The organism is Helicobacter pylori, from assembly GCF_014496965.1.
Lineage (GTDB): Bacteria > Campylobacterota > Campylobacteria > Campylobacterales > Helicobacteraceae > Helicobacter > Helicobacter pylori_CZ.
The window spans coordinates 62,189-85,211 of record NZ_JACTCR010000007.1 but is presented as its reverse complement, the minus strand read 5'-3'; the positions used below and the strand labels follow the sequence as shown (position 1 = coordinate 85,211).

16 protein-coding genes and 3 pseudogenes are annotated in these 23,023 nt (G+C 39.4%); 13 read left to right on the top strand and 6 right to left on the bottom strand.

The features are described from left to right. Nucleotides 1-162 precede the first annotated feature (162 nt). From H7O61_RS04140 to H7O61_RS04130, 3 genes and pseudogenes are all read left to right on the top strand, one after another. Nucleotides 163-414: a hypothetical protein gene (locus H7O61_RS04140; protein WP_187875227.1), complete on the top strand. Its 252-nt coding sequence runs from the start codon at nt 163-165 to the stop codon at nt 412-414. Between the two features lie 576 nt (nt 415-990). Further along, nucleotides 991-1,272, top strand: coding sequence for a jhp0828 family protein (locus tag H7O61_RS04135; protein ID WP_000917069.1), 282 nt, complete (start codon nt 991-993; stop codon nt 1,270-1,272). An 8-nt stretch (nt 1,273-1,280) separates the two neighbouring features. Further along, a pseudogene (locus H7O61_RS04130) lies at nt 1,281-1,537 on the top strand (type II toxin-antitoxin system YafQ family toxin). Between the two features lie 116 nt (nt 1,538-1,653). Here the strand turns inward: H7O61_RS04130 and H7O61_RS04125 are convergent. Further along, a complete protein-coding gene (locus H7O61_RS04125) occupies nt 1,654-2,178 on the bottom strand; it encodes an acyl-CoA thioesterase (protein ID WP_001135623.1) in 525 nt (174 codons plus the stop codon). Nucleotides 2,179-2,317: 139 nt separating this feature from the next. On the opposite strand from H7O61_RS04125, the gene H7O61_RS04120 reads away from it, so the two are divergent. The 4 genes and pseudogenes from H7O61_RS04120 to H7O61_RS04105 all read left to right on the top strand — a co-directional run bounded on the left by H7O61_RS04120 (nt 2,318) and on the right by H7O61_RS04105 (nt 6,087). Continuing rightward, complete coding sequence (locus H7O61_RS04120) at nt 2,318-3,166, top strand: SDR family oxidoreductase (RefSeq protein WP_187875226.1); 849 nt, start codon at nt 2,318-2,320, stop codon at nt 3,164-3,166. Further along, nucleotides 3,159-4,139, top strand: a complete 981-nt coding sequence (locus H7O61_RS04115; RefSeq protein WP_000921450.1) for a FecCD family ABC transporter permease — start codon at nt 3,159-3,161, stop codon at nt 4,137-4,139. The genes H7O61_RS04120 and H7O61_RS04115 overlap by 8 nt, the downstream gene beginning before the upstream one ends. Beyond that, nucleotides 4,139-4,906, top strand: a complete 768-nt coding sequence (locus H7O61_RS04110; RefSeq protein ID WP_187875225.1) for an ABC transporter ATP-binding protein — start codon at nt 4,139-4,141, stop codon at nt 4,904-4,906. Before H7O61_RS04115 ends, H7O61_RS04110 begins: the two co-directional genes overlap by 1 nt. Before the next feature lie 63 nt (nt 4,907-4,969). Then, a pseudogene (locus tag H7O61_RS04105) lies at nt 4,970-6,087 on the top strand (glycosyltransferase family 8 protein). 117 nt (nt 6,088-6,204) lie between these two features. On the opposite strand, the gene vacA reads toward H7O61_RS04105, so the two are convergent. The 3 genes from vacA to murJ all read right to left on the bottom strand — a co-directional run bounded on the left by vacA (nt 6,205) and on the right by murJ (nt 13,162). Further along, entirely contained in the window at nt 6,205-10,080 is a 3,876-nt protein-coding gene (vacA, locus tag H7O61_RS04100; RefSeq protein WP_187875224.1) for an autotransporter vacuolating cytotoxin VacA, read from the bottom strand. A gap of 223 nt (nt 10,081-10,303) precedes the next feature. Then, nucleotides 10,304-11,701 (bottom strand): cysteine--tRNA ligase, encoded by a 1,398-nt coding sequence (gene cysS, locus H7O61_RS04095; RefSeq protein ID WP_187875223.1) that lies wholly within the window; start codon nt 11,699-11,701, stop codon nt 10,304-10,306. Continuing rightward, entirely contained in the window at nt 11,702-13,162 is a 1,461-nt protein-coding gene (gene murJ / locus H7O61_RS04090; protein WP_187875222.1) for a murein biosynthesis integral membrane protein MurJ, read from the bottom strand. A 90-nt stretch (nt 13,163-13,252) separates the two neighbouring features. Here murJ and H7O61_RS04085 point away from each other — a divergent pair, with 90 nt between their 5' ends. From H7O61_RS04085 to H7O61_RS08050, 4 genes and pseudogenes are all read left to right on the top strand, one after another. Further along, nucleotides 13,253-15,097 (top strand): FapA family protein, encoded by a 1,845-nt coding sequence (locus tag H7O61_RS04085; protein ID WP_187875221.1) that lies wholly within the window; start codon nt 13,253-13,255, stop codon nt 15,095-15,097. 25 nt (nt 15,098-15,122) lie between these two features. Further along, nucleotides 15,123-15,674: a Holliday junction branch migration protein RuvA gene (gene ruvA / locus H7O61_RS04080; protein WP_079297767.1), complete on the top strand. Its 552-nt coding sequence runs from the start codon at nt 15,123-15,125 to the stop codon at nt 15,672-15,674. A gap of 114 nt (nt 15,675-15,788) precedes the next feature. Continuing rightward, complete coding sequence (locus H7O61_RS04075) at nt 15,789-16,121, top strand: DUF3519 domain-containing protein (protein WP_197298339.1); 333 nt, start codon at nt 15,789-15,791, stop codon at nt 16,119-16,121. 191 nt (nt 16,122-16,312) lie between these two features. Continuing rightward, nucleotides 16,313-16,504: pseudogene (locus H7O61_RS08050) on the top strand (hypothetical protein); the annotation flags it as partial. An 877-nt stretch (nt 16,505-17,381) separates the two neighbouring features. Here the strand turns inward: H7O61_RS08050 and H7O61_RS04070 are convergent. Beyond that, the gene (locus tag H7O61_RS04070; protein WP_000646774.1) at nt 17,382-18,113 is read right to left on the bottom strand and encodes an NYN domain-containing protein; all 732 of its coding nucleotides are present in this window, start codon (nt 18,111-18,113) and stop codon (nt 17,382-17,384) included. Nucleotides 18,114-18,244: 131 nt separating this feature from the next. Here H7O61_RS04070 and ruvC point away from each other — a divergent pair, with 131 nt between their 5' ends. Continuing rightward, nucleotides 18,245-18,718 carry a crossover junction endodeoxyribonuclease RuvC gene (gene ruvC / locus H7O61_RS04065; RefSeq protein WP_001221141.1) on the top strand — a complete coding sequence of 158 codons (474 nt, stop codon included), beginning with the start codon at nt 18,245-18,247 and terminating at the stop codon, nt 18,716-18,718. Here the strand turns inward: ruvC and H7O61_RS04060 are convergent, their stop codons facing one another. Next, complete coding sequence (locus H7O61_RS04060) at nt 18,719-21,094, bottom strand: TonB-dependent receptor (protein WP_187875219.1); 2,376 nt, start codon at nt 21,092-21,094, stop codon at nt 18,719-18,721. It lies immediately after the preceding gene. Nucleotides 21,095-21,416: 322 nt separating this feature from the next. On the opposite strand from H7O61_RS04060, the gene H7O61_RS04055 reads away from it, so the two are divergent. Then, a complete protein-coding gene (locus H7O61_RS04055; protein WP_187875218.1) occupies nt 21,417-22,934 on the top strand; it encodes a catalase in 1,518 nt (505 codons plus the stop codon). The last annotated feature ends 89 nt before the right edge of the window (nt 22,935-23,023 follow it).

Below are 23,023 nucleotides of genomic sequence, written 5' to 3'. Positions count from 1 at the left end.
CTCTAAGGGATAGCGGAGTAGTGTTTACTCCAGTAAAAATCTCGTTGGCGTTTTAAACACGATGGGAAAATTTACAAAAAATAACTTTTTAAATACTTTTAATAAGATTAAAGAGTTTTTTAGACATAATGAACTTATCTTAATTTAATAAAAGGGATGAATATGCCAAACACCACCAACAAAGATTACACAAAATACAGCCAAAGACAGCTTTTTAATCTCATCAATCAATTAGAGCAAAAAATCAGCCAAGCTTTTGATGATAAAAGAGGTTGTTGTTTGGGGCGCAAGATCCCAAACCTTGAAACGCAACAAGCCATGAGAGAAGCGTTAAATGGCGAAAACTTAGAAACTATTGAAGACTTTTCTGCATGGGCCAATGAAATCAAAAAGGAAGTGAATGCTGAAAATTAAGCACCATGCCCTTTACAAAAAAGATTTTAAAAAACTTGTTAAAAAGGGGGAGTCTTGATTAGTGCCTACATTAGCGTTAAAGTTTTGATTTAACCCTACTTTAATATAGTTTAGCTTGCCGTAGTTGGTCGTTATCCCTATCGTGCTTGCCGGGGCTAGCTTGTTATCTTGGAATTGTTGTTGGTTGAATGGTTCGCTAAAGGATAGCTTGGGCGTGTTAGTGGGGTCTAATGACCTCTACAATTTAACTTGATCAATCAGTTAGAACTTGAGGGAGGCGTTAAATGGGGTTGAACTTATTAAAATGGAGGGTTTAGATGAGCTTACAAACGAGCTAAAAAAATCAAATAGTAGAGGTTTGAAAAGGCATGTTATAGCGTTTGATTTAAAGATTGAGGTTTTAAAAAGAATACAAAAGAACCTTACAAGCCTATGATGGTTTAAGGCAAGAATTAGAACCATTGGGGTTTGAAAACACTCAAGGGAGCGTTTATCTAAAAGATCAATAACAAAAAAATTAGAAATGTAATTTAGATATAATGGGGTTGTTATGATTGATTGAGTTAAGGAGATAAGATGTTAAAAAATGTAGAAATGGGGGCTAATTTTTATAAAGAGCTTGGCAAATTAGAAAAACAATTAGCTAAATATCAAAGTAAAGTTTTAGAAATTAAAACACAAATGAAAGAGATTAAAAAGCGATATTCTCAAGCTAAGAAAGATGAGAATTTAGCTAATAAATATATTCCTAATGATGAGCTAAAAAAAGATTTATTAGATATTGATAATCCTAATACGACCGAAAACTTTAAGCCTAAAAATGCTAGTGAAATTTGGCAATTCGCTCTTAACTCTTAGGGGCTTGAATGCTAGAGATTGAGTTAAAAAAGAAATTCACTAAGGATTTAAAAAAGCATATTTTAAATCAAAAAATTGAGTTAGAAGTTTTTGACTTAGTGGTTGAAAGTTTAAGAATCAAATTCCATTGGACAAAAGATTTAAAGACCACGCTTTAAGTGGAACATACAAAGGCTGTAGAGAGTGCCACATTAAGCCTGATGTTTTGCTTGTGTATAGAGTGAAAGATAATGTTTTGACCTTAGTCAGGCTTAGGCAGTCATAGCGAGCTGTTTTAATCCACCCAAACCTCTTATAACGCTTAAACCAACCGCTCAAACCAACTACCCCCCTTTTAGGGATAAATTTAGGGTTGAAACACCGCTCACGCTTTTTTGCTTTTTAAACACCCTCGTGTTTCCCGCTTTTTAAATACCCTCGTGTACGCATTTCTTTACGCTTCAAAGCCCCTTCATAGCGGCGGATTTCAACCTCTGTTTTAGGCTCGTATTTGGGCATGGGGGTGGGTTTGCCATTTTCCACAGCCACCATCGTGAAATAGCATGAATTGGTGTGCGTGATTTCACGAGTTTTAATGTCTTCGCTCAAAACCTTAATTCCCACTTCGCACGAAGTGTTGCCCACATAATTGATGCTGGCTAAAAAAGTGAGCAAATTCCCTACAGGAATGGGGTATTTAAAAGTAACCCCATCCACGCTTAAAGTGACCGTTCCTTTAGCGCAATAACGAGTCGAACACACATAAGCGACTTTATCCAATAAATTCAATAATTCCCCCCCATGCATGACATTGTTGAAATTAGCGGTTGTAGGCACGACTAAATAGCTCATCAATAATTTAGTGCGATCCGCTGTGTCTATAGTGAAATCAAAATGGCTAGAATGCGATGATTGTATTTGAGGCATTGCTTCTCCTTAATTAAAATTGGTGTTAAAAATGTCTTTTGTAAAAAACATTCCAAGAACTATATATTAGTAAAAATTAAGTAATATTAAGTGAATATTAGAGGAATTATAAAAATAATAAGAGGGTTAGCGTTAGATAATGGGCGTTGGAGAGAAAAAAGAAAGCCAAAAGGTGGCGGTTATCACTGGGGCGAGTTCTGGGATTGGGTTAGAGTGTGCGTTAATGCTGTTAGATCAAGGCTATAAGGTCTATGCACTCTCTAGGCGCGCGACTTTGTGCGTAGCGTTAAACCATGCGTTGTGCGAGTGCGTTGATATTGATGTGAGCGATTCTAACGCTTTAAAGGAAGTGTTTTTAAACATCAGCGCTAAAGAAGATCATTGCGATGTTTTGATCAATTCCGCCGGTTATGGGGTGTTTGGGAGCGTGGAAGACACGCCCATTGAAGAGGTTAAAAAGCAATTTAGCGTGAATTTTTTCGCCCTTTGTGAAGTGGTGCAACTTTGTTTGCCCTTATTAAAAAACAAGCCTTATTCTAAGATTTTCAATCTTTCTTCCATAGCAGGGCGTGTGAGCATGCTCTTTTTAGGCCATTACAGCGCGAGTAAGCATGCTTTAGAGGCTTATAGCGATGCCTTGCGTTTAGAGCTTAAACCCTTTAACGTTCAAGTGTGTTTGATTGAGCCAGGCCCGGTGAAAAGCAATTGGGAAAAAACCGCTTTTGAAAACGATGAGCGAAAAGATAGCGTTTATGCTTTGGAAGTGAATGCGGCTAAAAGCTTTTATTCTGGCGTGTATCAAAAAGCCTTGAACGCTAAAGAAGTGGCGCAAAAAATCGTTTTTCTTAGCATGAGTCAAAAAATCAAGGCCCGTTATTTGATCGGCTTAAAAACCCAATTGTTACTAGCGTTGTATCAAATCCTCCCCAGTAGCTGGTATGATTCTTTGTTCAGATTAATTGTTCTTAAAAGGAAGCGTGATGCTTAAAACCTATCATATTGCCTTAGCTTGCGTGATTTTAGCGGTGGTGGTGCTGTTGTTTGGGGGGGAGTCCTTGAGCTTTGAAGAATGGCAAGAAGTGTGCCTTAATGTGAAAAACCACTTTTTGCACAATGAAGAACTGAGCTCTTTAAGTGTTATTATTTTAGAAATACGATTACCACGAGTGATTTTAGCGCTCTTAGTGGGGGCGAGTTTGTCCGGGAGTGGGGTGGTGATGCAAACGATTTTTAGAAACCCCTTAGTCGATCCCTTTTTGCTAGGGATTTCTAGCGGGGCGATGCTAGGCGTGGCGATGGCGATAGCGGTAGTGGAGTCTAATATTGCGATTTTGGCGTTTTTTGGGGCGATTTTGGCCAGCCTTGCTGTTTTGGCGATGAATAGGGTTTTAGGCAATTCCGTCCTTTCGTTGGTGCTTTCAGGGGTGGTTTTGAGCGCGTTTTTAAGCGCACTAGCTGGAGCGATCAAATTCTTTGTGATCCCCCAAAAAGCGCAAGCGATTGTCGTGTGGCTTTTAGGGAGCTTGTCTTTGAGCAGTTATAAGGATTGTTTGATCGCTTTCATAGGGCTATCTTTAGGCTTTATCCCGCTTTTTTTGTTAAGGTGGCGCATTAATTTATTGAGCTTGAGCGATGCGCAAAGTTTGAGCTTGGGGATTAACCCGGTGCTATTAAGATCGCTTTGTTTGGTGTGCGTGAGCGTTGCGAGCGCTTTAGCGGTGAGCGTGTCCGGCACGATTGGCTGGATTGGGTTAGTCATTCCGCATGTGGCGAGGTTGTTTTTTGGGGCGAATTTACAAAAACTGCTTTTAAGTTCTTTGTTAATGGGGGCGTTTTTCTTGCTTTTAGCGGATGTGGTGGCTAAAACCATTACCCCCTATGATTTACCGGTAGGCATTGCGACAAGCGTCTTAGGAGCGCCTTTCTTCTTGTGGCTTTTATTCAGGACTAGGGGGGTGTGATGGTCTTAGAAGTTAAAAACCTGTCCTTTAAATATTCTCAAAAACTCATTTTAGATAAGTTGAGTTTTAGCGTGCCAAAAAACAGCATCACCAGCATTTTAGCGCCTAATGACTCGGGTAAAACCACGCTTTTAAAATGCCTTTTAGGGCTTTTAAAGCCTTTAGAAGAAACCGAAATTAAAGCGTGTAACAAAGATATTTTACCCCTAAAGCCTTATGAAAAAGCCAAATTGATCGCTTATATCCCCCAAGTGGAATATTATGCGTTTAATTTCAGCGTGTTGGATTTTGTCTTAATGGGGAAAGCGACGCATTTGAATCTGTTCGCTATGCCTAAAGCTAAGCACATTAAAGAAGCCACTAGCGTTTTAGAGCGCTTGGATTTAGAGTCCTTAAAAGATCAAGGCATTAACGATTTGTCCGGGGGTCAAAGGCAAATGGTGCTTTTAGCCAGAAGTTTATTGCAAAGAACGCCCTTATTGTTACTGGATGAGCCTACGAGCGCGTTAGATTTAAAAAACCAAGCCCTTTTTTTTGATGCGATTAAAGATGAGATGAAAAAACGAGAATTGAGCGTTTTAGTCAATATCCATGATCCCAATTTGGTTGCCAGACACTCCACGCATGTGGTCATGCTCAAAGATAAAAAACTTTTTTTGCAAGCTTCCACGCCAATCGCTATGACTTCACACAATTTAAGCGCGCTCTATGACACGCCCTTAGAAGCGATCTGGCATGATGATAAGCTTGTGGTGTATGCGTTGTAGGGGTTGAAAATAGGGGATTTTGAGTTATAATGTTTCGTTTATTTTTATTTTCAAGGAGTTTATATGAAAATTAGCGCATCTGTTACCCCCCCCTCTCATTTCAAACTATCCCTATAGTAGTCGCTTTTGACGATAATTATTGCATCCCTGCGGGTGTGAGTTTATACTCCATGCTTCTTAACGCGAAGCGAGAAAGAGATGAGGTAAAACTCTTTTATCAAATCCATTGTTTAGTGGATAGTTTGAGCGCTGAAAATGCAGAAAAATTAAAGCGGACTATAGCCCCCTTTAGCGCGTTTTCTGGTATTGAATTTTGCGATATTTCAAAGAATGACGCTTACCCTTTTAAATTGGTTTCTCAACTTTTCTTAAGACTCAATCCTTTCGCTAAAAAGCGTTTTTCTAAAATGATTTTATGCCGTTTGTTGCTGGCGAGTATTTTCCCTCAATACGAAAAAATAATCATGTTTGATGTGGATACCTTGTTCGTGGGCGATATTAGTGAGGGCTTTTTTACCCCTATGGATGGAGCGTATTTTGGAGCGACCAAAGAAGACCTCTCATTGATTAACATTCATAGCGCTAATGATTTGTTTTCATCTCGCCTTAATTGGTCTAAGGGAATGGGTGTCAAACTCAATCATAAAAGCCTGAGCTTTCAAGAAGTGGGAATTCTATATGAAAACCCTTTTAATGCAGGTTTTATGCTGGTCAATTTGGCGCTGTGGAGGGAGAGTCATTTGGAAGAAAAGCTGATTGATTTTTTTAAAACAAGAGATGAAGGGCTGTTGTTGCCAGAACAAGATTTATTCGTGCTTGTTTGTCAAGGGCGTATTTTAGAAATGCCTTGCAAGTATAATGTCCATCCACGCATGGTTGGGACAAGGATGATACCTAAAGAATCTGATGCTTGCATGTTGCATTTTTATGCTGATGAAAAGCCTTGGAAGCATTTTGGCTACCCGTATTCTAAAGAATGGCACCAAGTAGCTTTTAAAACTTCTTTTGACTCTTTAGTTTTTGAGAACTTAGTGGGTAAAATTGAAACTTTTACTGAACTCAATAACCACAACAAAAAGAGTTTTTTTGAATTTTTAAACACCAGACTGAATAAAAAATTTCTTATACAATATGTTTTGTTTAAGATTTTTAAAAAGCTAGAGTCTTTTTGTTTGCGTTAAGCAGAATTTATTTGAAGGCTAACCCCTTATTCGGGGTTGGTTTGCTAATACGCTCCCCCCAATTATACTTTTTAAACCCATCACACCCCATGCCAAAGCATGGGTTTTAGATCGGTATTAGAAACTATACCTCATTCCTAAATTGGAAGCGAAATGGCCTATATTGGAAATCAAATTGTGCAAATAAACCACGCCCAAATTCAAAAACACTTCTTTAGCTAATCGCAATTCCCCACCCATCATCACTCTGGCATGAGTGTTTAAAGGGTTGCGAGCGGCACTGATTCTAAAGGTGTTTAAAGATGCGGCGTTATTAGAGCCAACTGAAGCGAATTCTTGTAAAACTCCAGCATTCATATAGAAGTATGAAGTGTCCCCATAATAATAACGCGCTTCCACATTAGCACTAGCGTTGAATAAATGCTGACTGCTCGCGCCATTTTTTAAAGCCACTTGTGATTGGCTGTTGCTTTTAAAGTTGGTTGAGCCTAAATGGTTGTAGCTCACGCCCACGCTTGGTTTTAACACTAAAGCGTTCCTAAAAAACGCGAAGTCATAACCATAGCTCGCTCTTGTTGTGGCGCTATAGGCTAAGTAATTATAGCTTTGATTCAAATCTTGTAATAGAGCGCTTTTGAAATTCAAGCTTGATTGATCGCTCCCTAGCGCCCCTTGAGCTTCAAAGTCAAATTCATGCTGGTTGGCAAAAATACGGCTATACACACCAAAATTAGCGTTATTGGCCCCAGAGTTAAGAGAGTTCGCTTGATTGCTAAAAGAGCTATAACCATAGCTTCCAAAGCCGCCCACAATGGCTTCCACATTCCCGTTAAGGAAAGCGTCTACGCCGGCGCTTGTGCCATACAATGAAGCGTTAGAGCCATTATTCAAGCTCGCTCCCCCAATAGCGTTAGCCCAAACATTGGTGGGTTTTTCATATTTAGGGGCAAATTGATACAACACTTCTGCTGCGCTCTCTAAAGAAGCGAATCTTTGGCCTTTTAAAGCTTGTAAGCGTTGAGCGAACGAGTTAATAATATTGTTAGTGTGCTTCCTGGAGAGATTGACTAAACGAGAATTTAAAATCATCGCATTGCTCAAGCTCAAAGTTTGTAAGCCGCTTTGTTTATGCTCTAAACTGGCTACGTTGTTTAAAGCGTCAGTGGCCGCATTCAATTGCTTGGTGATTTCACCGGTGCTTGTGTTATCAATCATTTGTCTGGCATAACCCGCATCATGGCTATCAATCAATAAGGTTTGCAAGAGATCCCTGCCTTGTGCACCTGAATGAGTATAAAGCGTGTCAATATCTTTAGAGCGGTTAGCCAATTCAAACACGCTCTCAATAGTGCCAAAATCATGCTGATTGATAGCGACTAAATTAGGAGTGGCGCTGTGAGCGAAAGGAGCGTTCTTTACGAGGGCGTAGTTAGCAGAACGCGCATTATTGGTGGTGTTTGTGGGTAAGTTGGTGGTATTGCCACCATTCTCAGTAGGCGTAGAATTGCCTAAATAATACACCGAAATTTTAGAGCCGTTAGCCGTTTTACTGATGCCTATATTTTTCCATGCCTTACCGATAAGATACTTGTAATTGTCAGGGTTGTTCACCATGTTTTGATTGCCGATAGCCATACCGCATGCTTTAATGTCATCAGTATTTCGCACCACACAAGTATCCATGCGGTTATTATTGTTATAAAGGGCTAGGCGCTCTTTGAATTGCTCTTCTAGATTAACATTACTAATGCCATTGGTACCTGTAGAAACATTACCATAACCAATGATTTTCGCTTTCAATAAAACATGCTCTGTATTTTTAATGAGATCTTGAGCGCTGTTAATCTTGATGAGCGGTTTGTAAAATCCGGTCGCGCTGTCTATATCATTATTAAACATCATAGCTGCTGCATTGCCTACGCTTAAGGTTGCCACTTTCCCGCCTCGGACCAGATAGTTGATAGTGCCTTGATTGTTGATAAAATCCCCCTGAATGGTTAAATTTGAAAATTGACTATAGTCCATGACCGCATTTTGACCCAGGGTTAGGTTATTAAACATAAGTTTTGATGTGCCCCAAGGGTTTTCTGGGGTTGAAGAAGCGAATTTTCTGGTGATTTCAACATTTTTAACATTCCTAGCGTCAAAATAATTCCAAGGGCTATAGTAAAACTCATCTATAACCAATTTTTCGCCACTTTTAAATTTGACACCCCCAGAAAAGATTGACCTAGTGCCAGTTTCCAAACGCACGGTATTGATGCGCGATTGACTGCCTATATCTTCGCTAAAATGAGTGTATTCCCCCACACTCACACCATTGGTTTTAACAATCAATTCATTAATGTTGAAGTTTTTAACGGCTACATTAGTGGAAGCTGTAATGAGCTTGTTGATATTGACTTTGTCTGTAACACCACTAAAATCTAAAGTGTTGAAACCACCATTACCCGTATCAATACCTTTAAAATTAGCTGTATGAGCATCCACCTTTAAATTCACAAATCTTCCCAAACTAATATCGTTATTGAAAGTGGCTGTGCCGTTTTTAGTATCCACACCAGCCTTAAACTCAAAATTCGCGCTTGATCCTGCCAAAGCATAGCCACCCACTTGATTATTCACTCTTAAAGGCCCATTAACGGTGATATTCCCGGTTAGATTTTCCACTAAAAGGGTGCGCCCGCTCGCTTGATTGGATAGATTGACACCGCCTTTCCCGATATTCAAATGAGCCGCATTCGTGGTAAGAGAAGCTTTAAACCCTCCCACTTTAATCGTGCCATCGGCTTTAGTGTTGATGCGATCAATATTGACAACCGTGTCTTTGCCACCCGCAAAGGGCCCATCAATGACTTGCGTGGGTTGAATTTCTGTTTTTTGCGCGCTATTGGGTGGGTTAATGACCTGAGTGTTACTATTGTTTTGAGCGCTGTTTTGTTGGTTGTTGTTAGCATTATTTTGCGTGGTGTTACTAGGTTTATCCTTAGGTTTATCCTTATAACCGCCTTCTGGAGGGGCGATAATGTTTAGCCCCGCGCTTTGCCACAAATCCAGTGTGCCAATATGAGTCTTATTGCTAGCGATAATGCCTGCTTGAGCGGCGTTTTTATCGCCCACAGTGAGGTGGTTAAAATCCACTTCCCCTGTTACTTTTGAAGTGTTGATCGTGCTGTATGAAGGGGCCAAATACGCTCCCACATATTGCAAACGGCCCATCCACACATTACCATTTAATTTAACGCTGTTTGAAGCCAAATTGAGCGTGGCGCCATCATAAAGAGAAATTTCCGCATTTTTACTGCTAGTGATCCCTTCTGAAGCTTGCAAAGTCAAAACCGTAGAGCTGGCTTTCCTCCCGGCTCCAGAACCCACACGATTGTTGATTTCTACAAAATTATCAATTGAGATATTTTTAGCGTTGAAATCCACTCTCGTGGTGCGATCAGCGCTATCCTTATAGCTTGTGAAAGAATTGCCATTGAATTGGCCCAAGCGTAAAGTGGCTTTTTGCATATTCACATCTAAATCCCCACCAGTAAAGTTTCTAAGCCCTGATAGTTTATAAGTCCCTACAGCGTCTTTCATATCCACTTCAAGCTTGTTCTGTTGCCCGCCTTTGACCCAATAATGCCTAGCGGCGTTCCCCCAGTCCCAACCTCCATCAATCTTACTGGATAAAAGGGATTGGTATAAGTCGTATTCCTTGTTAGGGAATTCATTAAAGCCTTTTCCTGCTTGAATGCGCCAAACTTTATCGGGTTTATCTGGGGTTTTATTGGCTTCTTCGGCTTGTTTTAGCCCCCAGCCAAGAAGCCCTGAGACCGTTCCTACAGCGGTGCCTGTGGCGATACCCCCAACAATGGCTGGAATGATCACGGTCGTGAAAAAGGCGGCATGACTCTCTTGCGGTATGGAGCTAATCAACGCTCCTGCTAAAACAAGAGAAACTAAAGGGCGATTGATTTTGCGGTGTGTTTGTTGTATTTCCATTTTCTTCCTTTCTTTTTGTAAAACGATTTTTGCACAAAGGGTGCGACTTTAGACTAGAAAATTTCTGTTGCATTTACGATTAAGGTTATAAATATGCAGTATCTACAACCAATATTAAACTTTTATCAAATTAAGGTAAATAAACATAAAACTTAACAAGATTAAAAAGCAATATTGCTAGAATTTGTGGTTAGAATGTGTAAATAGGTAAAATTTGAAAAGCTTAAAAAAGCTTCTCCCAAATCGTGCCTTGTGGGGTGTCCATCAAAGCGATTTTTTGTTGTAAAAGCTCTTCTCTGATGCTATCGGCTTTTAAAAAATCTTTTTGTTCTTTGGCGCGTTTTCTTTCTTCTATCTTGTTTTCAATTTCTTGTTTTTCGCTCTCGCTCACGCCTAACTGGAAATACGCGCTAGGGTCTTTAAACCCGATGCCAAGCAGTTCTTCTATGAATTTCAAATTCGCTAAAATTTCGCCTTTCAAAGCCTTGTTTTTAGGGTTTTGATCCAGTTTTTCATTCGTAGAAGAAAGCATGCTTTCTAAAACGCTCAACGCTTTAGAAACGTTCAAATCATCTTGCATGCACTCTAAAATTTCTTTTTTAAAATTTGGATTTATTCCTCCAAGAGTCCCTAAAACGCGCTGTTTTAGGCGATAGATTTTATCCAAGCGTTTTTTACTCACTAACAAGTCTTCTTCATTGAAATTCAAAACAGAGCGATAATGCACCCCTAGCAAGTAATTGCGTAAAATCTCGCCATCATAGTTTTTCAAGGCGTCTTTAATAAAAAAGCTATTCCCTAAACTTTTAGACATTTTTTCATTATTGATATTCACAAAGCCATTGTGCATCCAGTATTTAGCGATCTCCACGCCAAAGGCGCAACGGGTTTGGCACGCTTCATTTTCATGGTGGGGGAATAACAAATCCGTTCCGCCTGCATGGATGTCAATTTGATAAGGGGAGTTGGCGAGCGCTAAAGTTTCAAAAACCATGCTAGAGCATTCTATGTGCCAGCCAGGGCGCCCTTTGCCTAAAGGGCTATCAAAGCCCACATCATTATCCCCCTTATAGCTTTTCCACAACACAAAATCTTGCTCCAATCGTTTTTCTTGCACCAAACCGATACGGCTAAATTCCACGCTGCTATTATGCATGCTCAAAGAACCGTAATCTTTATCCTTGCTCGTGTCTAAATAAATATCCCCATTAGAGACTTGATAGGCGAAATTTTTTTCTAAAAGCGTTTCAATCATGCGCACCATAGCGTCTAAATACTCGCTCGCTTTAGGCTCTAGGCTGGGTTGTTTCACGTTCAAAGCGTTTAAATCCCTCGTGTAAGATTCAATGTAAATGCTGCTTAATTCTTGAATGCTTTTGCTTTCTTTTAGGGCTTTGTTGATGATTTTATCGTCAATATCTGTGAAATTCCTTACTAGCACCACTTCATAGCCGCTCAATTCAAGCGTGCGCCTTAACAAATCAAAAGCAATCGCGCTCCTAGCATGCCCTAAATGAGCGTCATCATACACCGTAGGCCCGCACACATAAATATTCGCCTTTTTTTCAACTAAAGGCTCAAAAGGGACTTTTTGTTTTAATTTGGTATCATAAATAAACATTTAAAAACCTTGAAAATAATAAAATAAATATAAATGTGTAACCCACGATTTGAACGCTAAGAGTAATAAGATTTCCACGCAAGCGAGGAAAAGGATTACAAGCCATGATTTTAAATTTTTAATTATACCCAAGAATAATTGAAAGCCAAACGCTTTTATCGTTAAAACAAATAAAAACAGCCCGCTCAAACTATTCGCTAAAGCCAAACCCAAAACCCCTAACAAGGGCATTAAGCTCAAAGAAGCCACCAAACCTAAAAAAAGCGAAATTAAAGAGATTTTAGCCGCTTTTTTTTGCTCTAATTTCGCATAAAGCCACAAAGAAAAGAGTTTAGTTAGCCCAAAAGGGAGCAAGCCCAAAAGATAGAGCGAAAAGACTTGCGAAGTGATTAAGGTGTCTTTAGGGCTAAACTGCCCCCTTTCAAATAAAAGCTCGGTGATTTCTTGACTTAGCATGATCCCCCCAATGCTGCAAAAGAGCAAAACGCCCACCAAGAAAAACCACGCCTTTTGCAAGCGTTGTAAGACTAAATCCTGCTCGTTGTTTTTAAGCGCGATCGCAATGCTGGGGAAAAGGGCTGTGGATATGGCTATGGCAAATAAAGCTAAAGGGAGCTGGAAGACTCTATTAGCGTAATACAAATAAGACACGCTCCCGCTCGCTAAAAAAGAGGCGATCGTGGTGTCTAAAAAAGAGGCGATCTGAGCGCTAGAATTGCCTAAAACGCTAGGGAAAAACTGCTTGAAAAACGCTTTTAGATCCTTTTTAGCCCTATTCAAACGATATTCTTTTTTGAGCGCGTTTTTAGTCTTAAAACCCAACAGCCCTTTAGATAATAAATCCCATAAGCCTAATTCCATTAAAGGATAAAAGTGTAATAAAATTTGAGCCACGCCCCCTAAAAGTACGCCATAGCTCAAATAATACAACGCTTCTAAATGCGTTTTTTCTTTGGAAATGAAAAGGGCTAAAATCATGCATACATTGAGTAAGCTTGCGCTATAAGCGCTGGCAAAAAAGCTGTGTTTGTATTGTAAAAGCGTGCCTAAAAAAGTGGTAATAAACACCAATAAAAGATACCAAAAATTGATCGCTACAATGGGGGCGCATAATTTGAGCGTTTCTTCATCAAAGCCGTAAGCTAGGAGTTTGGTTAGCCATAAGGGATTGAGTGTTACTAATAAGCACCACATGAATAAAACGCCGCAAAAAATAAGCCCCACCAAACCCGCAAAACTCCCCTTAATGGAACTTCGTATGAAGCTCGGTAAAAAGCTTTGAGAAAAAGAGCCCTCCGCAAAAATACGCCTGAATAGATTAGGCAATTTGAAAGCTACAAAGAAAATATCGCTATACACCCCAGCCCCTAGGATATTAGCCATCATCAAATCCCGTAAAAAGCCAAAAATCCTAGAGCATAAAATCCCTAAACTGTTGGTTAAAAATATTTTTTTTAGCATGTCAGTCGCAGTTATTACCTAATTTTCAGTGTTTTTTTGTTAGCATATTTCTTTTTCTAAATCTTTATAATACCATTTAAGGATTAAAAAATGAGCTTGGAGCGTTTTGCCCCTATAAAAGTTGAGCGGTGCAAAGACATTCAAAAAGAATTAAAAAAAGCGGCCGCTGAAAATAAATTACAAACAGAAGATCTGTGGTTTGAGATTTTAAAAACTTCTATTTTTATCAAAAACAGCGCTAAAGACGATTTTAGCGAGGCTTTTGGTGGGGAATTGCAGCAATTAGAAGAAGAGGAATACTATGAAAAAAAAGAGCTAACCCTTTATCAAACCCATGACATTAAAATCAAATCAAACGCTTACAAACGCTTTTTTGAAGTGCAAGTGGATGAAGATTTAAGCAAAATAGAAATCGTTTTAGACGAGTGTTTTATTGTCCTAGACACTGAAGAGCATTACCAAGAAATGTTTGCGTATATTAAAGAGCGTTTGGCTTTTGAAGGCGTGGTGTTTAGGCATTTTTCACAAATGTATGAAAATTTAAAAACAGAATTGAGAAAATATCAAAAAGAAGCCCAAAACAAGCGCTTTATTTTATACGCTTCTTTAACCTTTATCCCTAATACAGAAGAAAAATCGCATTTTTTACTAGAAGAAGAATACCTTCCAACCCATACCATTCCTTTAAGCGATCAAGAAGAATCTTTTGTTAAAGAAAATTACTATATCGCTAAAGAAAACCAAAAAGTCGCTTGCGTGAGTTACCCCAAACAAGGCAGAGACGGCCGTAACCTTAAAGGCCTTTATATTGAATTGCCTAAAGTCGCTCATTCGCCCACCCCCATAGGGCATGACAAAAACGCTTTTGAAGAAAGAGAAGAAAATAACGCCTTAGTGTATTACTCCAAAGCCTTACAAGGGGTTAAAATGGAAAAAGGGCGTTTGGTTTCTAAGCAAAATTTTATCTTTAAAAACGGGATCAAATCCATTGAAACGCCTAATCTTTTAGGGGGAGTGGAGAGCGGGTTAGCTTTAGAAATTCAAGCTAAAGACGAATTGAGCGATGCGATCGATTCTAACCTCATTTTAGAAGCGAGCGCGATTAACATTAAGGGCAATGTGGGCAAGAATGTGATCTTAGTGGCTAAAGAAATCACTATAGAGGGGCAAATCCACCCTGAAAGCTATGTCTATGCCAATCAAGCGCGTATCACTAACCATAAGGGCGTGTGCTACGCTAAAGAGTTTGAGTGCAAGTATTTAGAGCGCGCTAAAGTGTATGCCAATAGCGTTAAAGTGGAAGCGAGCGCGGGGAGCGTGGTCTATGCGAAAGAAATCGCTTTAGAAAAGCTCAAAAGCGACAACAAGCTGTATTTTTCCAAGCAATGTTGGATTGATGAGGTGGATGGCAATGGCAACCGCTTTATTTTTTACGCTTTTGGGGGGCGAGAAAACCAAGAAGAATTGAAGATCGCTAAACAAAAACTCAATGCGTTAGGGTTAAAATCCAAAAAAATCATCGCTCAGCACCAGTCCTTAAACCACTTGGTCAAAAACCATCAAACGATTATGGAAAAGCTTAAAAACGCTACAGAAGAAATCAAACGCTCTTTAATGCAACAAGAAAGCGTGAAAGACGCTTATAGCGAGTTTATGTTTGCTCTAAAGCGTTTGAAAATCTTAAAAGCTCAAATGTTAGAATTGCAAAAAATCAATAACGAATGTTACGCTAAACTCATCAGCATAGAAAACAGCTTCCAGCATGCAAGCATTACGACTAAAAACCCTTTCAAGCAAGAAAATATCGTGATTTATCATCGCAATTACCCTAAAGTGAGCAACTTGAGTGCCATGTTAAGCCATAATGAAAGCGTGAACGTGATCTATGAAGACCATAAAATCAAAAAAGTCCCTAAAAGTGCTATAAAAGGCTAGAGCAAAAAATAAAAAAAGGGATAAAATGATAGTGGGTTTGATAGGGGTTGTGGAAAAAATCTCCGCTTTAGAAGCGCATATAGAAGTGCAAGGGGTTGTTTATGGGGTGCAGGTTTCTATGCGAACGGCCGCTTTACTTCAAGCGGGCCAAAAAGCGCGTTTGAAAATCTTACAAGTGATCAAAGAAGACGCGCATCTTTTATACGGGTTTTTAGAAGAGAGCGAAAAAATCCTCTTTGAAAGGCTTTTAAAAATCAATGGGGTAGGGGGGCGTATCGCTTTAGCCATTCTGTCAAGCTTTTCACCGAACGAATTTGAAAACATTATCGCTACTAAAGAAGTCAAAAGACTCCAGCAAGTCCCAGGCATTGGCAAAAAGCTCGCCGATAAGATCATGGTGGATTTGATTGGCTTTTTCATTCAAGATGAAAACAGACCCGCACGCAACGAAGTCTTTTTAGCTTTAGAGAGTTTGGGCTTTAAAAGCGCTGAAATCAACCAAGTCTTAAAAACCCTAAAACCCAATCTCAGCATAGAAGCAGCGATTAAAGAAGCCTTACAACAACTGCGCTCTTAAAAAAAGGTTTTTGGTTTAGCGTGCATAATAGAATAGCCTAATAAGATAAAGTAGGGAGCGAATGAAACAGAAGCCAAAGATTACGCCATAAGCGTGATTAAAACCATACCAGAAGTGATTGACAAAGGCGTTAAGGTTGAACAAAACGGCAGAGTAGCTATTGAATACGAAAATATAAGAGTAGGTTTAAAGGATAATTGGAAAGGAGAAAAATTACCTAATCATTGGGTGATAACAGGTTATGAAAAAAGGTTAGAGAATAGTGAAAGTTTATATACATCCCCACTAATGACAAAGAGTGAGACTCTACCCTTAAACTCTATTGAAAATAATCCTACTCAAAAAGATTTAACGAGTCAAGAGATTTTATTAAAACAACAAGAAAATTTAAACGAAATCACACCAGAAGCTAAAAATTTAAGCCCCTTAACACAAATGCAAGCATAAAAGCATGAGCTAATGCTAAAAACAATGTATAAAGCAAGAGAAAATTATAAGGATAGTTTAATCTATAAAAAAACATTAGCAAAATCTCAGAATAGCAATTGACCATCAGTTATGAGCTGAGCGCTAGACATATTTGATAAAGCTAATGCGTTGAGACTCTAACATAAAAAATTAAACACAAAGAGTGAGAAATGAAAAGGGTTAAAAAGCCTCACCTTGATTATACACAAGCCCTTTCGTCTTATGTGTCAGGGTCTATTGGCACACTTAAAGTGTTTTTAGTATGAGTTAGAAAATCATTCTCTAACCCATGCCTTGGTAATATTACCACAAAAACATTAAACAATAGAAACAGTGGATTAGTTTTAAAAACAATATTCAAGAGTAACGGAGATTATAAGGATAACAACGCTTATAAGAAGTTTTCAAGCACCGAACCCAATGCTAAAGCAAAGGTCCAGCCATAGGTCGAGTTCCCATGGTGGTGCTACAGAAAATCTTATATAAAAACCACTAACAAGTCAAGGAGTGAAAATGGATTAGTTTTAAAAACGATATATAAATTAAAGTTTTAAGGATAATACGAAAAGCGTTATAAGACACCAAACCCTCTAAGGGGCAACCATAGGTTGAGTTCCTATAGCGATGTCTGCAGGAATGCTACCACAAAAACCACAATAAAGCAAAACAACGGCTTAAATCTTTGAGAGTGCAAGGAGAATGAATGAAAACAAAAAATGATGTTAAAGCAGAGATTGACAAGGCGGACATTATCCACTCTTTCATTCCGCAGGATAGCTAAAAATGCTAAAAAGCAATGAGTGGGCTACCATTGAAGCTATAAAACAAAAACTTTAACAAGTCAAGGGAGTTAAGAAATGAAAACGAGCGAAAGCTGTAACCAAATCCTAGAAAAAGCGAGAACGATAATGGATAAGGCCGAATGATTAAAGAGCGAGTGGGTTATACGAAGTTTAAAGCAGATAAAACAAGGAATGGGCTAATTGAGTCGCCTTTAGCACCAAATTACAAGGGGAAAGATACTAATCCCCTAAACCTTGATAACCCCAATCCTACCACAAAAGAATAAGCAAGAAGTAACGAACTACCCGAGCTTACCCAGTGAGTATGAGAAAAATAAGCCTAAAAACCCCTTTAAAAATTTTGGCTTTGTCCTAATTAAACACCAATAATTCTTATTGGAGCTTTTAAAAAATGATTTTTTAAACTCTATAAAAATGAAATAAGCCTTTTTATGGTTTAGTTTAAAGCCCAATTGGTTTTAGTGAGATTTTCTCTGATGGAAAACAGCTTGTCTTTGACTTCGTTACTGCTCAATTTCCTCACTTTATCAGAATTGTATTTCAAATCCTGGCTAAGAAGAGACAGCCTGTTAGACAGATCGGCAATATCCACTCTTAACCCCTCATCTCTGGCTAATTTGAGCGCAGGGATTAGATCCGTATCTTTTGAAAATATCAAAATCCTATCGGCTATTTTTTTAAAGGCTATTCTTTGAATGTCAAGACCCATGAGCATATCCACCTGCTTTTGTTCCAATAACGCCCTATAACTCCCATCAAACTCCACTCTTATTGCGTTTAACTTAGTCCTCCCTAACCTCAATTCCACTTGATCCAATGAAGCCAGATCGTGTTGGAAATTTTCCACATCGCTATAAATCTTCTCCCATTTAGTCGCTTCACTGCTTTGTAAGATTTCTTCAATGTCGCTGCTGGTGAAGATTTTCATTTCTGTTCCCGGATTTTTTTCATTTTGGAGGGTGTCGTTCCTTTTATCCCACAACGCATGTTCAAAATCAAAGGGCGGGGTGGTATAAAAATAAATGCGACTGATCCATTCATCATCTAGTAAAAAAGCTCTGATAGTAACGATCACATCTAAAGCGATATTGTAATTAACGCATTTTGTTTGTTTAATATCGCGCCTGAAATTCTCCCAATCCACCAGTATGATTGTGTTTGCTTTCATTTATTGCTCCCTTATTTATACGCTAAATTTTTTAAAAATTCTTAATGCAATCTTGTATTTTACGCCAACAAGAAACATGGATATAATAATAGCGTTTTTTAAACCTTGCAATTAAATAATAGGAATGATTGATGCGTATTTTAGGAATAGACCCAGGCAGTAGGAAATGCGGGTATGCTATCATTTCTCACGCTTCCAACAAGCTTTCTTTAATCACGGCCGGGTTCATTAATATCACCACGACACGCTTGCAAGAACAAATCTTAGACTTGATAGAAGCCTTAGATTGCTTATTGGATCGTTACGAAGTCCATGAAGTGGCGATTGAAGATATTTTCTTTGGGTATAACCCAAAAAGCGTGATCAAACTCGCGCAATTCAGGGGGGCGTTGTCTTTAAAGATTTTAGAAAGGATCGGTAATTTTAGCGAATACACGCCCTTACAAGTCAAAAAAGCCCTTACCGGTAACGGGAAAGCCGCTAAAGAGCAAGTGGCCTTTATGGTCAAACGCTTGCTTAACATCACAAGCGAAATCAAGCCTTTGGATATTAGCGATGCGATAGCCGTTGCTATCACGCATGCGCAACGCTTAAAGCCCCGCTAACTACCATTTGTAAGCCACTTCAAAACGCGCGTTAAAACCAGGCTCTGCGATCGCTCTTTTAATAGCGTCAGTGCCTGGCATATCCGGGCTCATGACATAGGGGCTTGTTTGATCCACATAGAATTTGTTGAAAACGTTATTAAACACGGCTGAAAGCAACAAACCTTTCCAGCGGCTTTTGGTTTTAGGACTCCAATTGATATAAAAATTACTCACGCCATAGCCCGGTTTATGCATATGCACCAACCCTAATTTAGATCCGCATTTGGCTAAATCGGTAGGGGTTTTGGGTTTTTCAGCCGTCCCATAATCAGGCAAGTAAATATCAAACCCGCAATAATCTAAACCGGTAACAAAACGGCTAAGCCAAGCAAGATTAATCCCTGTTTTGGGAATGGTGTAATCCAATTTAATGATAAAAACATTACCGGTGCTTGCGGCAAGCTCATAGCTGTCCGCCATTAAATACCCCCTAGTGGTGGGCCAAGTGCGCGAGATCCCCACGTTCAAGCTCACGCCCTTGTATCTAAAAGTCCCACCCACTTCATAGCCATAAATGCGAATCGCTTGATTTAAATTGGTTACGATCAAATTTTGTGCGTATTGTGAGATGAAATTATCCAAAGCTTGATAGAACGCCGCAGCCCTCCCGCTAAAATACTGGCTTGAATAATCAATATTAAATTCAGCGTTAGATCCCACTTCAGGCTTGATGTTTTTGGCGTATCGCAAGTCGTTTTGGCGCATGTACACGCCATCTCCTGGCATCACCCCCCTTGTAACTTGAGAATAAGTGATTTTTAACGATAAAGGCTCAATGGGGCTGATCACAAGAGCCGCGCTAGGGCTAAAGCCTTGAGTGTAGCGGTGGTTCCAGTCTTTATCATAAAGCGTGTATGCATCCCACCTTACCCCAGCTCCAAAAGTGATGATTTTATGAGGCGAGTAATTCGCTTGCACATAGCCTCCATAAATATTCCCATTCGCTTTCCCTCTTTGGCACAAAGTAGGGTCATTGGGGTTATTATCCACAAGGCTGCAAGCGATTTGTTTTTGCCCTTTATCATCAGTATAAACTTGATTAGGCCTGTATAATTCTGATTTAGGGATGCGAGCGTCAAAAACGCTTAAATTTTGGTAGTTGAATCCGTATTCAAAAAGGCTGTCTGTGGCTTCATCAATCACATGTGCGACTTTAAGGTTTAATCCGGTGTTGTTTAAAAACAGATTCCTAGGCTGTGAGCTTGGTTTATCCACATCAGAAAAGCTTGGGGTGCAATACCCGCCTTCAACGCATGGGTAATTTTCTTTTTCCCATTCGCTCGCTAAAGAAGTGGGGAATTTAGCATAAACGCCATTAGGATCAAATAGGGGATCAAACTGAGCGTTCCTGATGCTTGTATAAAGGGTAAAATCTAATCGTGGGTCGCCAAAAGAATTTCCCGCTTCCCTTTTGTATTGTAAGGAAAGATTGTTAGCGCTATTAATAGAGTGATACATGTATCTTGTGAAACTATCTAACACATTAGGACACCCTTGAGCGCCATCAGGGCTAAAGGGGGCTTCACAAGGATAGGCTAACCCTATAGCGTTACTCCTTAAAGGGCGTGTGGCGTTATCTCGTGTCATGTTCCAGCTGAAAGTGAGCGTGTCTCTGTCGCTCAAATAACCATTCATTTTAATCAAAGCGTTGTTTTGCTCGCTAGGAGTTCCTGGCTCTTTATCGGCTTGTGTGGGTTTGAAAAGGTTTTTCATCGCTGTAGTGCCGCTTCTATAATAGAAGATGTTTTGGTGCGTGTAGTAAGCGATAATATCAAAGTGCGCGCTTTGGTAGGCCGATCTAAAAGTCTCTCGATCGCCAAAATTGGTATAAAAACTCACCGCCCCACTGGCAGCATAATTTTTCCCCCTAGGGATAAAATCAGCCGCTCCTTTAGTCTCCATTTTAATCACTCCCGCAATCGCTCCTGGCCCCGCACTCGCATTCGCCGCGCCTTTAGTAACTTCCACGCTTTTGAGCATGCCAGGGTCAATCACGGTGTTGCCTTGGTGGTGGTAGATATTGCCATTTTGTGCAGCCCCATCCACCGTAACCCTTAAAAGCCTGTCTTCAACGCCTCTCACATAGATTTTCTGCCCCATCACGCTCCCTCCGCCCACATTCACATCAGGATTAGTCCTAAACAAGTCTTTGACTTCATTGCTTTGGCGTTGATCCAATTCCTTAGAGGTTACTTTAAACTCATTGTTGTAAGTGAAAATCCTTTTGGCTTGGGTGGTAACCTTATTTAAAGTGCGCTCTTCGCTATAGCAAGTATCAGCGAGTAGGGGGAAACATAAAGCGTATTTAAGCTTTGGGTATGATCTTAAAAACATCAAACAACTCTCCTTAATCTGAAAATTTAAAAAATAAAAATCAAAAAAAAAAAAAACAAAATCCATCAATGCATTGAGATATAATAGTATGATAATTATTATTAAAACCAGATTAAAAATAAAATTTTGTTTTTAATCTTTCTTATTTTCATTAATTGTTACAAATAGAAATACTTAAGGGGGTTTTTTATTCTTAAAAAAAGGATTTTTTAAGGAAATTGAATCTTGTTAGTCTTTGTATAACAAATTATGTAATAATCACCACAAGTAATCGGTTTAGTACTAGATTACGAAGATTTAAAACCAAATAAAGGAAAGAATCATGGTTAATAAGGATGTGAAACAAACCACTGCTTTTGGCGCTCCCGTTTGGGATGACAACAATGTGATTACGGCTGGTCCTAGAGGTCCTGTTTTATTACAAAGCACTTGGTTTTTGGAAAAGTTAGCGGCGTTTGACAGAGAAAGGATCCCTGAAAGGGTAGTGCATGCTAAAGGAAGCGGAGCTTATGGCACTTTCACCGTGACTAAAGACATCACTAAATACACTAAAGCGAAAATTTTCTCTAAAGTGGGCAAAAAAACAGAATGCTTTTTCAGATTTTCTACTGTGGCAGGGGAAAAAGGCAGTGCGGATGCGGTGAGAGACCCTAGAGGTTTTGCGATGAAGTATTACACTGAAGAAGGTAACTGGGATTTAGTAGGGAACAACACGCCTGTTTTCTTTATCCGTGACGGAATCAAATTCCCTGATTTCATCCACACTCAAAAACGAGATCCTCAAACCAATTTGCCTAATCCTGATATGGTATGGGATTTTTGGAGTAATGTTCCTGAAAGTTTGTATCAAGTAACATGGGTTATGAGCGATAGAGGTATTCCTAAATCTTTCCGCCACATGGATGGTTTTGGCAGCCACACTTTCAGCCTTATCAACGCAAAAGGCGAACGCTTTTGGGTGAAATTCCACTTTGAAACCATGCAAGGCGTTAAGCACTTGACTAATGAAGAAGCTGCAGAAATCAGAAAGCATGATCCTGATTCCAATCAAAGGGATTTATTCAATGCGATCGCTAGAGGGGATTTCCCAAAATGGAAATTAAGCATTCAAGTGATGCCAGAAGAAGATGCTAAAAAGTATCGATTCCATCCGTTTGATGTGACTAAAATTTGGTATCTCAAAGATTATCCATTGATGGAAGTGGGCATTGTAGAGTTGAATAAAAATCCTGAAAACTATTTCGCAGAAGTGGAGCAAGCGGCATTCACTCCGGCTAATGTCGTTCCTGGAATTGGCTATAGCCCTGATAGGATGTTACAAGCTCGCTTGTTCTCTTATGGGGACACACACCGCTACCGCTTAGGGGTTAATTATCCTCAGATACCGGTCAATAAACCAAGGTGCCCGTTCCACTCTTCTAGCAGAGATGGTTACATGCAAAACGGATACTACGGCTCTTTACAAAACTATACGCCTAGCTCATTGCCTGGCTATAAAGAAGATAAGAGCGCAAGGGATCCTAAGTTCAACTTAGCTCATATTGAGAAAGAGTTTGAAGTGTGGAATTGGGATTACAGAGCTGAGGATAGCGATTACTACACCCAACCAGGTGATTACTACCGCTCATTGCCAGCTGATGAAAAAGAAAGGTTGCATGACACTATTGGAGAGTCTTTAGCTCATGTTACCCATAAGGAAATTGTGGATAAACAATTGGAGCATTTCAAGAAAGCTGACCCCAAATACGCTGAGGGAGTTAAAAAAGCTCTTGAAAAACACCAAAAAATGATGAAAGACATGCATGGAAAAGACATGCACCACACAAAAAAGAAAAAGTAACCCTTTTCTTTAAGCGTTCTTATTTTTTAGGAACGCTTTGTCTTTCAAAATTTAGGTTTTTGGATACTTATCAATCCTTTGGTGGTGTG